At 69.6% G+C, this 12,197-nt stretch carries 11 protein-coding genes and 2 pseudogenes; 3 read left to right on the top strand and 10 right to left on the bottom strand.

The genetic code is table 11. The features are described 5' to 3' along the window. Nucleotides 1-9 precede the first annotated feature (9 nt). The 7 genes and pseudogenes from IE206_RS43325 to IE206_RS38940 form a co-directional block, all read right to left on the bottom strand. Complete coding sequence (locus tag IE206_RS43325) at nt 10-198, bottom strand: helicase associated domain-containing protein (protein WP_268254467.1); 189 nt, start codon at nt 196-198, stop codon at nt 10-12. Nucleotides 199-253: 55 nt separating this feature from the next. Further along, entirely contained in the window at nt 254-592 is a 339-nt protein-coding gene (locus tag IE206_RS38970) for a hypothetical protein (protein ID WP_189970942.1), read from the bottom strand. Nucleotides 593-913: 321 nt separating this feature from the next. Then, nucleotides 914-1,210, bottom strand: a complete 297-nt coding sequence (locus IE206_RS38965) for a hypothetical protein (protein ID WP_189970941.1) — start codon at nt 1,208-1,210, stop codon at nt 914-916. A 398-nt stretch (nt 1,211-1,608) separates the two neighbouring features. Beyond that, a pseudogene (locus tag IE206_RS43500) lies at nt 1,609-2,658 on the bottom strand (IS630 family transposase); the annotation flags it as partial. Between the two features lie 36 nt (nt 2,659-2,694). Beyond that, nucleotides 2,695-3,027, bottom strand: coding sequence for a glyoxalase superfamily protein (locus IE206_RS38950; RefSeq protein ID WP_189970939.1), 333 nt, complete (start codon nt 3,025-3,027; stop codon nt 2,695-2,697). Between the two features lie 102 nt (nt 3,028-3,129). Then, nucleotides 3,130-3,765 (bottom strand): LysE family translocator, encoded by a 636-nt coding sequence (locus IE206_RS38945; protein WP_189970937.1) that lies wholly within the window; start codon nt 3,763-3,765, stop codon nt 3,130-3,132. Between the two features lie 96 nt (nt 3,766-3,861). Continuing rightward, nucleotides 3,862-4,332 (bottom strand): aminoacyl-tRNA deacylase, encoded by a 471-nt coding sequence (locus tag IE206_RS38940; protein ID WP_189970935.1) that lies wholly within the window; start codon nt 4,330-4,332, stop codon nt 3,862-3,864. A 127-nt stretch (nt 4,333-4,459) separates the two neighbouring features. Here IE206_RS38940 and IE206_RS38935 point away from each other — a divergent pair, with 127 nt between their 5' ends. Next, the gene (locus IE206_RS38935) at nt 4,460-5,560 is read left to right on the top strand and encodes an ArsR/SmtB family transcription factor (RefSeq protein WP_189970933.1); all 1,101 of its coding nucleotides are present in this window, start codon (nt 4,460-4,462) and stop codon (nt 5,558-5,560) included. Between the two features lie 380 nt (nt 5,561-5,940). On the opposite strand, the pseudogene mihF reads toward IE206_RS38935, so the two are convergent. Continuing rightward, nucleotides 5,941-6,240: pseudogene (mihF, locus tag IE206_RS38930) on the bottom strand (integration host factor, actinobacterial type); the annotation flags it as partial. Between the two features lie 402 nt (nt 6,241-6,642). Continuing rightward, on the bottom strand, nt 6,643-7,656 hold the full coding sequence (locus IE206_RS38925) for an endonuclease/exonuclease/phosphatase family protein (protein WP_189970931.1): 1,014 nt from the start codon (nt 7,654-7,656) through the stop codon (nt 6,643-6,645). A gap of 501 nt (nt 7,657-8,157) precedes the next feature. Here IE206_RS38925 and IE206_RS38920 point away from each other — a divergent pair. Then, nucleotides 8,158-8,415 (top strand): hypothetical protein, encoded by a 258-nt coding sequence (locus tag IE206_RS38920; RefSeq protein WP_189970929.1) that lies wholly within the window; start codon nt 8,158-8,160, stop codon nt 8,413-8,415. Here IE206_RS38920 and IE206_RS38915 read toward each other — a convergent pair. Next, nucleotides 8,348-9,268 (bottom strand): alpha/beta hydrolase, encoded by a 921-nt coding sequence (locus IE206_RS38915; RefSeq protein ID WP_189970926.1) that lies wholly within the window; start codon nt 9,266-9,268, stop codon nt 8,348-8,350. The genes IE206_RS38920 and IE206_RS38915 overlap by 68 nt on opposite strands. A 479-nt stretch (nt 9,269-9,747) precedes the next feature. On the opposite strand from IE206_RS38915, the gene IE206_RS38910 reads away from it, so the two are divergent. Next, a complete protein-coding gene (locus IE206_RS38910; RefSeq protein ID WP_189970924.1) occupies nt 9,748-11,703 on the top strand; it encodes a PLL family lectin in 1,956 nt (651 codons plus the stop codon). Nucleotides 11,704-12,197: the final 494 nt, after the last annotated feature.

Below are 12,197 nucleotides of genomic sequence, written 5' to 3'. Positions count from 1 at the left end.
AAGGTCACCCTAACCGTCGCGTGCCCAGTCGAGTCCGAGTTCGGCGAGCTGCGCGAGCTGGTCGGCATTGAGCTTGTCGCGGCGGCTCTTCTGGTGGGAGACCCACACTCCGAGCCGTACGTTCGTGGTCCTGGCCGTCCATGGTGACCCGCTCGCTCCCGAGGCGCTGGTCGAGGAAGGCGGGCCCGCGCCGCACAGCGGTCACTGTGACGACCTGGCTGGGGCCGGGTCGATCGGTGCCGGGGTGGGGTGTCTACTCGGGTTGGAGGAAGGCGAGTTGGACGCGTAGGAGGTGACTGTCCGGGGAGGTTTCCTCGTAGCGGTCGAGTACGGCCTGGTAGCGGCGGGTTTTGAACATGGTCTGGGCGTGGGGGTCTTCGTCCAGGCCGCATTCCATGGCCAGGGTCGCGCCGGCTTCGAGAGCGAGCTGTTTGGTGCGGTATACCCAGATGTCGAGGCGCCCGCTGCCGCGGTATCCGCGGTGGGCCAGTGTCCATACTGCGGGCGCTCGCTCGGTCTCCACTCGTCCGCCGGGGTGGAAGGTCTGGGAGGCGATCCGCGGGCCGACGAACCCGTCGGTGGCGGCGCTCATGGCGCCAGGGTAGGGCCGGGGCATACCCTCGCGCTCCGGTTTCCGGTGACGGTCCCCACGGACGGGAGCGCACGGCAAAGGGGCCCAGGCCCTGACCAGTCCCGGGCCCCTGGTGCACGGCGTTCTTTCCTGAGCGACGGGTTCAACGACCGTCCGCGGGCGAGGTCACCGTGGCCGCCGGCCCGCAGTTCAGGCCCAGTGGCCGCGCCACGGGCGCGGCATCCGGGCTTTTCGTCACTGCTCCGGGGCGCCGGATGGAAGATCAGCCAAGATCCCGGATAGCTACACAAAGTATGCATATGATTACATTTGGTAGTTTGGTCAAGGCTTCGTGTCCACGTAGGGAAGGGTCGAATGATGCGCAGGTTTCAGCGGGTAGCGGTCGTGGCCGCGGCGGTTGTGGGGTTGTCCACTCTCGGTGTCGGTGTCGGTTTCGCCCATGACGGTGGTTTCGGTGGGAGCACCGTGGTGGAGCACGGCCGGGACAATGGCCGGGGTCAAGGCCGGGACCAGGGTAGGGACGACGACCGTCAGGGGCGGGATGACGACCAGGACAACGGCCGGGATCACGGCCAGGGCCGGGACGACGGCCAGGAGCATGGTGGCTGGCACGGTCACGGTCACGAGCACGGTCGGGACAACGGCTCTGACAACGGGGACGACGAGTAGGGAGTCGCCGACAGTGGCGGGGGCCCGGGCCTCGGCAGGGTCTGATGTGTGAAGCCTTCTGCGAGTTTTCGCCTGGGAGGTGACTCGTGGCAGAAGGGTTTCGGCGGCGTCGCACGTGGTGCACGCCGCCGTGCCGGGGCGCGCGAGGGCGTCCAGGGCCGCGATGGTGGCCAGTGCCGTATCAGGCGACGTTTTGCCCTGTCGACGACGGCGCGTAGGCGTCGGTCGTCGGCGTGGCGGTTTCGCCAAGGTCAGTCTGGCGAAGGGGCTGTCTGCCCTGATGATGTATAGACCTTGGACCTGCCTACGGTCGCAGCCACGGAGCAACCGTCTTTCACTGCCCATTAGATGATGTAGCGGCGGATCAAGCTGCCCTGTTCTTTCTGGGTGGCATGATCCGTGCCGTCGAGGGTGAAGTAGCGCAGGGCGGTGAACTGGGCCTCGATGCGGTTGAGCCAGGAGGAGTTTGTCGGGGTGTAGGCGATCTCGATGTTGTTCGCCGCGGCCCAGGTGCCGACCCGCTGGCACTTCTTCGTGGTCAGGTGCGGGGGGAAGTTGTCGCAGACGATCGCTGTCCGGATTTGGGCCGGGTAGAGGGTGCGGAGGTAGCGGCAGAACTCCAGGAACTGAGTGCGCCGCTTGACCGGTTTGATGTGGCCGTAGAGCTTGTCCCTGGCAGGTCGAGGGCTGCGAACAGGTGCCGTACTCCGCCGTTGCGGTTGTAGGTCGCCCGCTGCCGTCGGCGCGGTTCGCGGTCGGGGTCCTTGTGTGTGCCGCCGCGCTCGGCCCACTGCCGGCCTGGGTGGGGCATCAGGTTGAGCGGGCCGAACTCGTCCATGCAGAAGACGACGTCGGGCTCACCGTCCTCGGGTATGACCTCTCCGTCGGCGATCGCGTAGAGGTGCTCGACCCGGGCCTTCTTGGCCGCGTAGTCGGGGTCACGGGACGTCTTCCAGGTCTTCAGACGTTGAAAGGAGACGCCTTCCTCGGCCCTCGCGGCTGATGTCGTCGACCACCCCCTCGGCAACCAGGAAGTCCGCCAGTTCGGTCAGACTCCAGGCCGAGAACGGCAGGTCATGCTCGGTCGGCTTGGACTTGGCGATCTTCTTGATCTCACGCCGCTCGGCCAGCGTGAACGTCTTCGGACGGCCGCCAGAGTACTTCGGATACAGCGGGCCGAAGCCGTCGGCGTTGAAGTTGTGGATCACATCCCGGACCCGGCCGGCGCTGGTGAACGACACCTCGGCGATCCTCGCCACCGGCATGCCCTGCGCGGACAGCAACACCATCTGAGCCCGCCGCCAGGTCACCACCGACCCGGTACTCCTGCGGACGATCCGCAGCAGCCGTTGCCCTTCGTCGTCATCGATCTCACGGACTCGCACGCGTTCCGCCACCGCAGCAGTCTCGCTGCCGGACGCCGCCCGCGGGAGTCACTGCGTTGGGGTGCCCACCCGCAGGCGGTTGCCGTCAGGGTCGCGAAGCTCGATCTCGCGCGCCCACGGAGCGTCCTTCACGGGTACACCGAATTCGGCGGCGACGGCATCGACGTCACTCACGCGGAGATACACCAACGTATCGGGACGGGCGTCTCCTTGATGCTCCGACAAGAACAACCGCACTGGACGACGTGCAACCTCGACGAAGGCAGGGAGCCCCGGCTCGAAGTGGTGCTCCCACTGCTTGGTGAAGCCCAGGCGCTCGTACCAATCCACCGTCGCAACAGCGTCCTCGACCCGAAGGATCGGAATGACTTCCTCGTCCATGAGCCCATGATCTCAGACGGCCCTATGAGGCGAACGTTGCTTGATCCGGCACTAGACAGCGGGTCCGTGCGGCTCGGCGGCGGCCGACTGGTACGGGAAGGGTCAGTGGCGGGTGGTGGCGACGGTGAGCCCGAGGCCGATCAGGGCGATGCCGCCCGCGCCGCCGATCATCGACAGGCGGCGGTCGGAGCCGGCGAACCAGGTCCGGGCGGCCGAGGCGCCCAGGCCCCACACGGTGTCGCAGACCAGGCCGATGGCGGCCGGGATCAGGCCGAGGACCATCATCTGCAGCGGGATGTTCCCGGCGTCGTGGTTGACGAACTGCGGCAGGACCGCGGCGAAGAAGACCAGGCCCTTGGGGTTGGTGGCGCCCACCAGCAGGCCGTCCAGGACCGTGCGCAGATCGCCGCGCCGTTCGCCCTCCCCGGTCGTCAGATCGGCCCGCAGGCGGCCGCGGTGGCGGTACGCCTGGGCGCCGAGGTAGACGAGGTAGGCGGCGCCGGCCAGCTTTACGGCGGTGAAGACGGTGGCCGAGCTCTGGACCAGCGCGCCGACGCCGAGGGCGACGGCCAGGACGAGGGCGTAGCAGCCCAGGAGGTTGCCCAGGACGGTGGCGAGCGCGGTGCGGCGGCCGTGGGCGAGGGCGCGGCCGACGACGAACAGGACGCTCGGGCCGGGGATCGCGATCACGACGAGGGACATCGCGGCGAACGCGAGAAGGCTTTCGGTACTCACCATGGGCCGGTACTTCCTGATCTGTGCGGCAACGCCGGAGAGGTCTGTGCGCGGTGCGTGTGCTGTACGAGGGGTGGGCCCGGCGCGCGGGCGGGGTAGCTACCGGGAGAGGGCGGCGACCTGGGCGCGCGGGAGGCGGGCCAGGGCGGCGGAGTCGATCTGGAGGGTGCGGTCGGCCGTCCCGGCGCCGCAGTAGACGGGCCGGTCCGGTTCGGTGACCGCGGTGTCGATCAGGCACGGCACTCCGGGCCGGTGGCTGACCGGCGGCACACCCCCGGGCACCAGGCCCTCCGCAGTGAGCAGGCCAGCATCCGCCGTGTGCAGCCGGGAGCGGCTGGTGCCGAGGACGGCCGCGAGGCGGGCGAAGTCCACCCGGTCCTGCGCGCGCAGCGCCACGAGCAGCAGCGGGATGTCCGGAGTGGTGAAGGCGAGCGTCTTGACCGCCTGCAACCAGGGGAAGGGCAGGGCCTGGCGCTCGGCGACGCTGTACGCGGCGGCGTGCTCGTGGACGGTGTACGGGCAGCCGTCCGCGTCCAGCACGGCTCGCCAGTGCGCTTCGGGCGTACTCATGGAGGGACCTGCGGCCTTCGGCTCGGAAAGGAGGAGAGTCGACCTGCGGGCCGTACGGCGCGCGGTCTGTTCCTGAGCCTGATCGACGCGGCGAGATCCGATCAACTGATTGTGAAATCCTGCAATCGTGATCACCCTGCGCTTCACCGAGACGGCCGAGGAGGACATCGCCTTCTCCGTCTCACCGCTGCTCGAAGCCGTGCACTCCTGGCACGTCCTCACCGACCCCGGCCACCACGCCCTGCACGTGCCCTGGGTGAGGCGGTGCCGCCGCCTGCCCGCCGACCTGCGCCGGCGGATGCGCGAGCACAGCTTCGTCGTGGCCGACTACATCCCCGCGTTCTTCGAGAGCCGCGCCGGTGATCACGACGCCGACTTCGCAGGTCAGCTCGCGGCCGTACGGACGCTGCCGCCCGCTCTGCTGGCCGCCGAACTCGCACAGACGCTCATCGACACCACCCGCCACGCCGGCTACGACCTCGTCCACGACCCCGCCACCCGCGACGCGATACTCACCGAGCTCCGGCAGAGCGATCCCGGCCGGGCGGCACGGCTGGACGGCATCCTCACCGACCCTCTCCCCGTCCTCGACGACGCGCTCACCGTCCTGGAGGACTACTGGGGCGCCGCCTTCGCCGAGGAATGGGAGCGCGTCGAACCCTCCCTGTACGAGTCGATCGCCCGTGCAGGCGCCCGGATCGCCCACCAGGGCCTGTTCCCGATGCTCCGCACTCTCGCCCCGCAGATCCGTATCGACCCCGGCGGGCGGACCCTGCGGCTCGACCGCCCACACGACCACGAGATCACCGTCACCCGCGAGCACCCGGTGACGTTCACCGCCAGCCACTATGTGTGGCCCCACGTCCGCGTCACCTGCGACGCCCCCTGGCCCCTGCGGATCACCTATCCCGCCCCGCCGCTCGCGCCCGCCTCGGCCGCCCGTCCCACCAGCCAGGAAGAAACCCTGACCGCACTCCGGGCCCTGGCCGCCGCCCCACGCCTGCAGATCATCACCCACCTCGCCACCCAGAGCCGCACCACCCAGGAACTCGCCACCCTCCTCGGCCTGTCCCCCTCCGTGACCTCCCGCCACCTACACCAACTCACCCAGGCAGGACTCACCACCACCCAACGCGAGGGCTACTACGTCCTCTACGCCCTCGACCCAGCCCGCCTCGACCAGATCGCCACCGCCCTCACCACCCTCGCCCCCCGGCCCGAGGTCTGAGCGAACGCTGCTGCAGACCCCCGCGGGCATCTCCAGAAGAAGACCCCTGTCGTCAAACGATCGTTTGACGACAGGCCGCCCGGACGTTCACGAGTTTGGCCACTTCCTTCGTGACGCGGAAGCGGAGTTCGCTTGTCTCTGTCGAGGGCTTGAGGGGGTAGGGCTCGCGGATAATTCGCGATGGAAGGTCGCCGAGCCGTACAGAGGCACGCTGGCCCTGTGCCCCCTGTGCCCCCTGTGCCCCCTGTGCCCCCTGTGCCCTGTGGCGCGGGGCAGGGCATCCGCGACGTTGGCCGGTAACTTCGAGGCTGGCAAGCCTTGTTCGAACGCGGAGCGATCCGCCAGGGCAGCTGGCGTTGAGGCCCTGAGTTGTGGGGCGTGAACCGTTCGAGGAGACGTTCCTTCTGGGCGTTGCCCAGGCCGCGTACCCGGCGGCTCTCGGAAATCTGCATCTCGTCCAGGATCCTTTGGGCGCGTACTTTGCCGACGTCGGGGAGCGCTTCGAGCAGCGCCCGGACCGGCAGTTTGCGGACCGCTTCGGAGGTGCTGTCCAGCACGTCGCGCAGCGACACCTTTCCGTGCTTGAGCGCCTCTTTCACGGCTGCGCGCTCCTTGCGGGCGGCGGATGCCTTCTCGAGCACGGCCCGGCGTTGCTCGAGGGTCAACGGGGGCAGTGCCATGGGGTGGTCCTCTCGTCCTGCGGAAACCGAGCGGGCTCATCATGACTGTGTGGCCGAGGCTTTGACCAGCGAGTTCAGGGCCTTGTTGTGGTGGCTGGGGCAGGCCGGAACTGAGCGGGCGCAGTGCTCGCCCGGTCGGCGCGGGGGCGTCCTCGAACTCACGCCTTCCCCTTCCTCGGCCGGTTTGGTCCGTTAAAGGGGTGGGCCTTGGACTCGGCGGGGCCAGGCGGCCCGCGTGTCGGGGGACACGGCTTCGCGGCAGGGGCGCCGCACACGTCGGGGCGGCCGCCTTCAACGCAGTGCGGCCCCGCGGAAACGCACAGAGCGAGGCGCAGGTCCCCGACCTCCGCTTCTGCGACAGCCCTGGCCGTGCGGTGAAGGCCTTCGCCGCGTGCTTCGTCCTCACACCTGGAGCCTGGCCGCGACGGGCAGGTGATCGCTGCCCGTCTCCGGGAGTGTCCAGGCCGACTTGGGTTCGATGCCCTTGACCATGATCTGGTCGATCCGTGCCATGGGGAACGATGCCGGCCAGCTGAAGCCGAAGCCGTCGCCGGCCGCGCCCTGGGCGGAGCGCATCTGTGAGGTGATGTTGTTGAGGGAGCGGTCGTTCATTGTGCCGTTGAGGTCGCCGAGCAGGATCCGCTTGGGCAGGGAGTCGCCGGCGATCAGGTCGCCGAGGGCGTTGGCGCTGTTGTCGCGCTGCTTCACGGTGAACCCGGCCTCCGGCTTCACCCGTACCGAGGGCATGTGCGCGACGTAGACCGCGACCGGGCCGGCGGGGGTCCGGACGGTGGAGCGCAGCGCGCGGGTCCAGCCGATTTTGATGTCGACGGGCCGGGTGTCGCTCATCGGGTACTTGGACCACAGCCCGACGGTGCCTTCGATCGCGTGGTACGGGTAGCTGTCCTTCAGCACCCGCTCGTAGACGGTGGTGTCGAGCTCCTCCAGGGCGAGGATGTCGGCGCCGGAGGCGGCGAGCTTGCGGGCGGTGCCGGCCGGGTCCGGGTTGTCGGCCTTGACGTTGTGCGTGACGACGACCAGGTTGCCGCCGGAGCTCTGCTTGTCGCCGAGCAGCCCGCCGAACAGGTTGAGCCACATCACGGCCGGCACCAGCACCGCGATCAGGGCGGTGGCCGAGCGGCGCCACAGGGCGAGCACGAGCAGCACTGGTACCAGGATGCCGAGCCACGGCAGGAAGGTCTCGGTGAGGCTGCCGAGGTTGCCGACCGCGTTCGGGATCTCCGCGTGGAAGAACAGGGCCACGGCCAGCAGCAGCGCGAGGCCGGCGAGGACGGGACCGCGGCGCCAGATGCCACGGTCACCGCGCCGGCCGTCGATCAGACGCCGCAGCCGGACCCCAAAGCGTTCGCCCTCCGCGCTGCCGCCGCCCGCCACTGCCGTGTCCGTCTGTGTCATACCCGCTACCTCACTTGGTCCTGCATCCGTACGGCCAACAGGACGAGAGCTGCGGTGCAGGGGTTTCGGCTCCAGAGGCCTGAGTGACGGCTGTGACGAAACGCGCATATTCGGCGTACTAGCAGGTACCGTCCCAATACGCACCGAGACCGCCGACTGCCCGGACAATCCGGACCTCGACCGAGGTCGCCACCCACGGCTTGGTGGCCGAGCTCCCCGACGGCACCCCGAACCTCCTCGCGTTCAACTGCGCCACGTCCTGACCGCATCCTGGGCTTCTGTCCGGATGCGTCGGCGCATTGGGGCAGGTCAGAAGGTGCGGTGTTTCGGGTGTGCTCAATTCTCGGCAGCCGGCCGGGAGTTCGGGTAGGGGCTTTGGTCCGGTTTCCGGTCCGGGGCGGGCAGGCTGGTGTCGCACAGATCTCCCGCCCGGCACACCTGCGGGGGAATGTGCCCCTCAGGGCACGTCGGGGCACGTGTCCTGAGCCCATTATGGCGATCATGACGTTCTTGCCTGCCCGCCGGGCCGTGCTCGCGACCGCTGCCATCGCGCTGGGACTGCTTGCCGCCTTCCCTGCCACCGCGACCGCCGATGGCCCCGGCCAGGACCTGGTCAGGCAGACCCTCATCGGCGGCGTCGCCACGGAGCAGCCCGACGAACTGGGGATCCCCGTCAGTACGGTCAGCGGGGTCAGCAGCATCGCCGCGCTCCACTCCTCCACAGCCGGATCCGGGCCGGCCGGTCCGCGACGCGGCTGAGGACCGGGAGGCCGGCGGTCAGGGGTGGGGGAGGTCGCGGAATTCGGCGAGCAGTTGGCCTGCGGTCGCCGGCGGCGGGGACGACCGCGTCGAAGTTGAGGAAACTGTGGATGGGCCCGGGGTAGGTGTGGGTGCGTACCGGGACCCCGGCGGCGGTCAGGGCGTCGGCGTAGGCCAGGCCCTGGTCGCGGATGGGGTCGAGGCCGGCGACCCTGATGACCGCCGGGGCCACCCCCCGGTGGTCCTTGGCCAGAATCGGTGAGGCGGGGAAGCCGGTCCCGGCCTGGGAGCCAGCGAGGTAGCGCGCGACGCACTGCTCGAAGTCGCTTCGGGTCAGGCCGGGGACGTCGGCGTTCTCGATCAGGGAGGGGTAGTCGTCTTGGCCGGACAGGTCGATGGCGGGGTAGGCCAGCAGCTGGGCGGCGAGCGGGCGTCCCTCATCGCGCAGGGCCAGGGCGACCGAGGCGGCCAGGTTGCCGCCCGCGCTGTCTCCGGCCACCCCCAGCGGGCCGGCGCCGAAGTCGGCTGCCTGGTTGGCCACATACTGTGCCACGGCCAGCCAGCCGTCGAACGCGGCCGGGAAGGGATGCTCGGGGGTGAGCCGGTAATCCACGCTGACCACTACGGCCTCCACATCGCGGCACATCCGCCGGGTGGCGCCGTCATGGGTGTCCACATCGCCCGTCGTCCAGCCGCCGCCGTGGAAGAACACCACAGTCGGCACCGCACCTTGGGCGGTCGGCCGGTAAATGCGCACCGGAACCTGAGCCACCATGTCGTCGGTGACCGAACCGACCTCGGTCGGCGCTCCGGGCGAGAACGCCCGCGACAGCTGCCGGATGCCTTCCCGCATCTCCGCGCCCCTGGGCGGCACCGCCGGACCAGCCGGCATCCGGCGGTGTGGATGGTGGCGGCCCGGCCGGCCCGGCCGTGGGCGCGGCTGTCCAGGACCCAGGCCCACCCAGCGGGTGTTGCGGGGGTGGGGCGGCGGGTGGTGGGGACGGCGCTCAGGTCGATACCGGTGATGGGGCGGAGCTGCGCGGCTGTGACCCGTCGTACTGGACGGGTTCGGTGCCCCCGTACTGGTGCAGAGGCGTTGTTTCAGGCGTGCGCTATTCGGGTCCAAGTGAGTGTGACGCGCGGGTCTTTGGCTGGACGGCGAACGTTGTTTCGGTTCTTGATATCGGCGTTGTGGCTGGAGCGTGAGGTCTGGTGTGGGCAGGGGGCTTCCGGACACTCTGGCCGGTATACCGTTCTTGTCCGTTCTTGGCTGGATGCCGTTAGCTGCGCTCCCTGGGCCCCGGCCAGGGGCTGTGGTGGGAGGGGGCGTTGATGGCGGAATTCCGCAGTGCCGAGGAGCGGCTGGCGCGGGTGCGCGAGACCGTGCAGGGGTTTCAGGGGACGCGGTCCGAGTCGCGTACGGCGCGGCGTCGGGGGCTGAGCCGGGGGCAGAACCTGTTGCTGGGCGCCGCGTTGCACGCGGCATCAAGGCTGGAGCAGGGGCTGGAGGCCACCGCTTTGGAGGCGGGGCTGCTGGAGGTGTTGCGGGCGGGTGCGGTCAATGATGAGGAGATCGCCGCGTGGGGGCGGGTGTTCGCCGAGCAGCGTGCGTCCCGGGGCGGTGTTCAGGTGTTCCCCGCGGCGATCAATGCGCTGGATGTGAAGAGCGGTTACGACTTCGAGGAGTTCCGGGCTGATCTGGCGGCGGTGGCGGCGGAGATCGTGGCGCAGCCCAATGTCGAGGTCGTGGATGTCACGCGGCTGGAGCTGGACGGGCCCAAGGAGAGTGAGGAGTTCCTTGAGGCGTTGGGCCGCTACGGCACCGGGGTGACCGTGCTGACCGGCGCGCGGCCGGAGGTAGGAACGGAGCGGGCCGCGCCGGCCGCGTTCGCCGCGCCTATGGTCCTGTCGCTGAAGGCGGAGCGGTTCGAATGCGAGCGCCGCTCGGGGGAGGTCGGCCATGACGAGATCTACTGGGCGATGGCGGCGGGCACCGACACCGAGGCGCAGAGCTCGGCCAAGACGCCCGAGTTCGGTTCGATCGTCAAGGGCAGCCACCGCTACTTCACCGGCGACCACGCGGTGCAACTGACCAACGGCACCGTGCGCGGGTATGTGTCGCTGAACATCGAGTGCTGGGAGGCCGACGACAGTTCCGGCGGCTTCTACAACAAGATGCGCGAAGTGCTGCGGACGATGTCCAAGCGTCTCGCCGACGCCTCCCAGGAGCAGCACTACAGCCCGCCCGACCGCGAGTTCAACGCCGAGGGCTGGGCGGCCCTGCTGGCCGTCCTGGGTGAACTGATCAACGCGCTCCTGGGCTGGCTCACCAACGACGACGACCTGGTGTGCGAGCGGTCCATCGGCCTGTCCCACTCGGCTCTGACCCACTACTTCACCGGCAACCGCGAGGAATCGTGGCTGTTCGACGGCGGGCACGGCGGGCGCCACCGGTTGTGGCTGCGCGGCAACGCCCAGCGCTTCCCACTCACTGCCAGGTACCGGAGGCACGATGGCTCGGGGTGGTACCCGGAGGCCCGCGTTCCCGGGCAGATCTACGCGGGCACCCCACCCACGGGATGCTCCTTCGAGGGCAGTCCGCATGTCTTCTACACGCACTCCTCCACCGGCCAGCTGTACTGGACACGCAGTCCCGCCCTGCCGCCCAGCCCCGTCCGCGGCATCGACAGCCCCCTGCCGGCCGCCGTCACCGAACACGACGGCGCGCTCTACTGCGTGCACGTGGGATTCGACCAGGCCGTGTACTGGAACCGGTGGACTCCCGCCGACGGCTGGAGCGCCCCCGTCGCCATCCATGACTGGCGCGTCCCCGCCAGTCCCGCCCTCGTCTCGTTCAAGGGCACGCTGTACTGCTCGGTCATCGGCCTGGACGGCAGGGTGTGCTGGTCAAAGTTCACCGGCGCCACCTGGACCAGCGCCACACATGTCAGCAACTGGCAGACCCCCCGCGGAGTCTCCCTCACTGTCCACGGCGACCGCCTCTACATGGCCCACCTGGCCATGACCGGCGCCCTGTGGCTGTCCTACACCGACGACGGCACCAACTGGCACCCACCCCAGAACCTCCCCGAATGGACCAGCGTGGACTCCCCCGCAGTGGGCTCCGCCGGCGGAAACCTCCACTTCGCCTGGCGCACCGTGTCCGGCGTCCTGCGCCTGAGCACCCACAACGGCACCGCCTGGTCCCACACCGACCTCCAGCCCGACGGCTACGGCCCTCCCGCCCTCATCAGCAGCCCCGCACCCCTCCACGCCCTCTACCTCTAAACCCACCCCGCCAGCTGGTCGGGCTGCGGCCCGGCCAGCCCGGCATCCCGGCGCACCAGACGACAGCACCATCCCCGCCCGGACCGCAGACTCCCCAGCCACGAGGCGAGCACGCATCGGCCTGACGGGACAGAGCGCCGCCCCTGTCTGAACCTTCGCCATTCATCCAGTTTTTACTGGTCTGCCACAGAGGGACGCCGATGCGGTACATCCACAGTCCGGTGTCGAGCTGCTGGCGCTCGTAGAGCCGTACCCGCTCGATCGTCTGGCCGTCCGGCAGGAGCAGCGTGGTCGGTACGGGCCCAGGTGCCGCCGTCACGGCCCGTCGTGCGTCAACCGCTCACGGCAGGCCGCACACAACGGATTCCCTCCGACCCCGTACCGACAGCAGGGCTGATGACAGCGGGTGCACGGGCCAGTCTGCGACGGAGACCAGGTGACAGACACCCCATGTCGTTGGGGTGTCAAGAGAGTTGGGGGTGGGCGTGGTGTGA

Source organism: Streptomyces violascens (assembly GCF_014649955.1).
Lineage (GTDB): Bacteria > Actinomycetota > Actinomycetes > Streptomycetales > Streptomycetaceae > Streptomyces > Streptomyces violascens.
The sequence above is the reverse complement of the archived record's forward strand: the minus strand, read 5'-3'. Positions and strand labels throughout refer to the sequence as shown.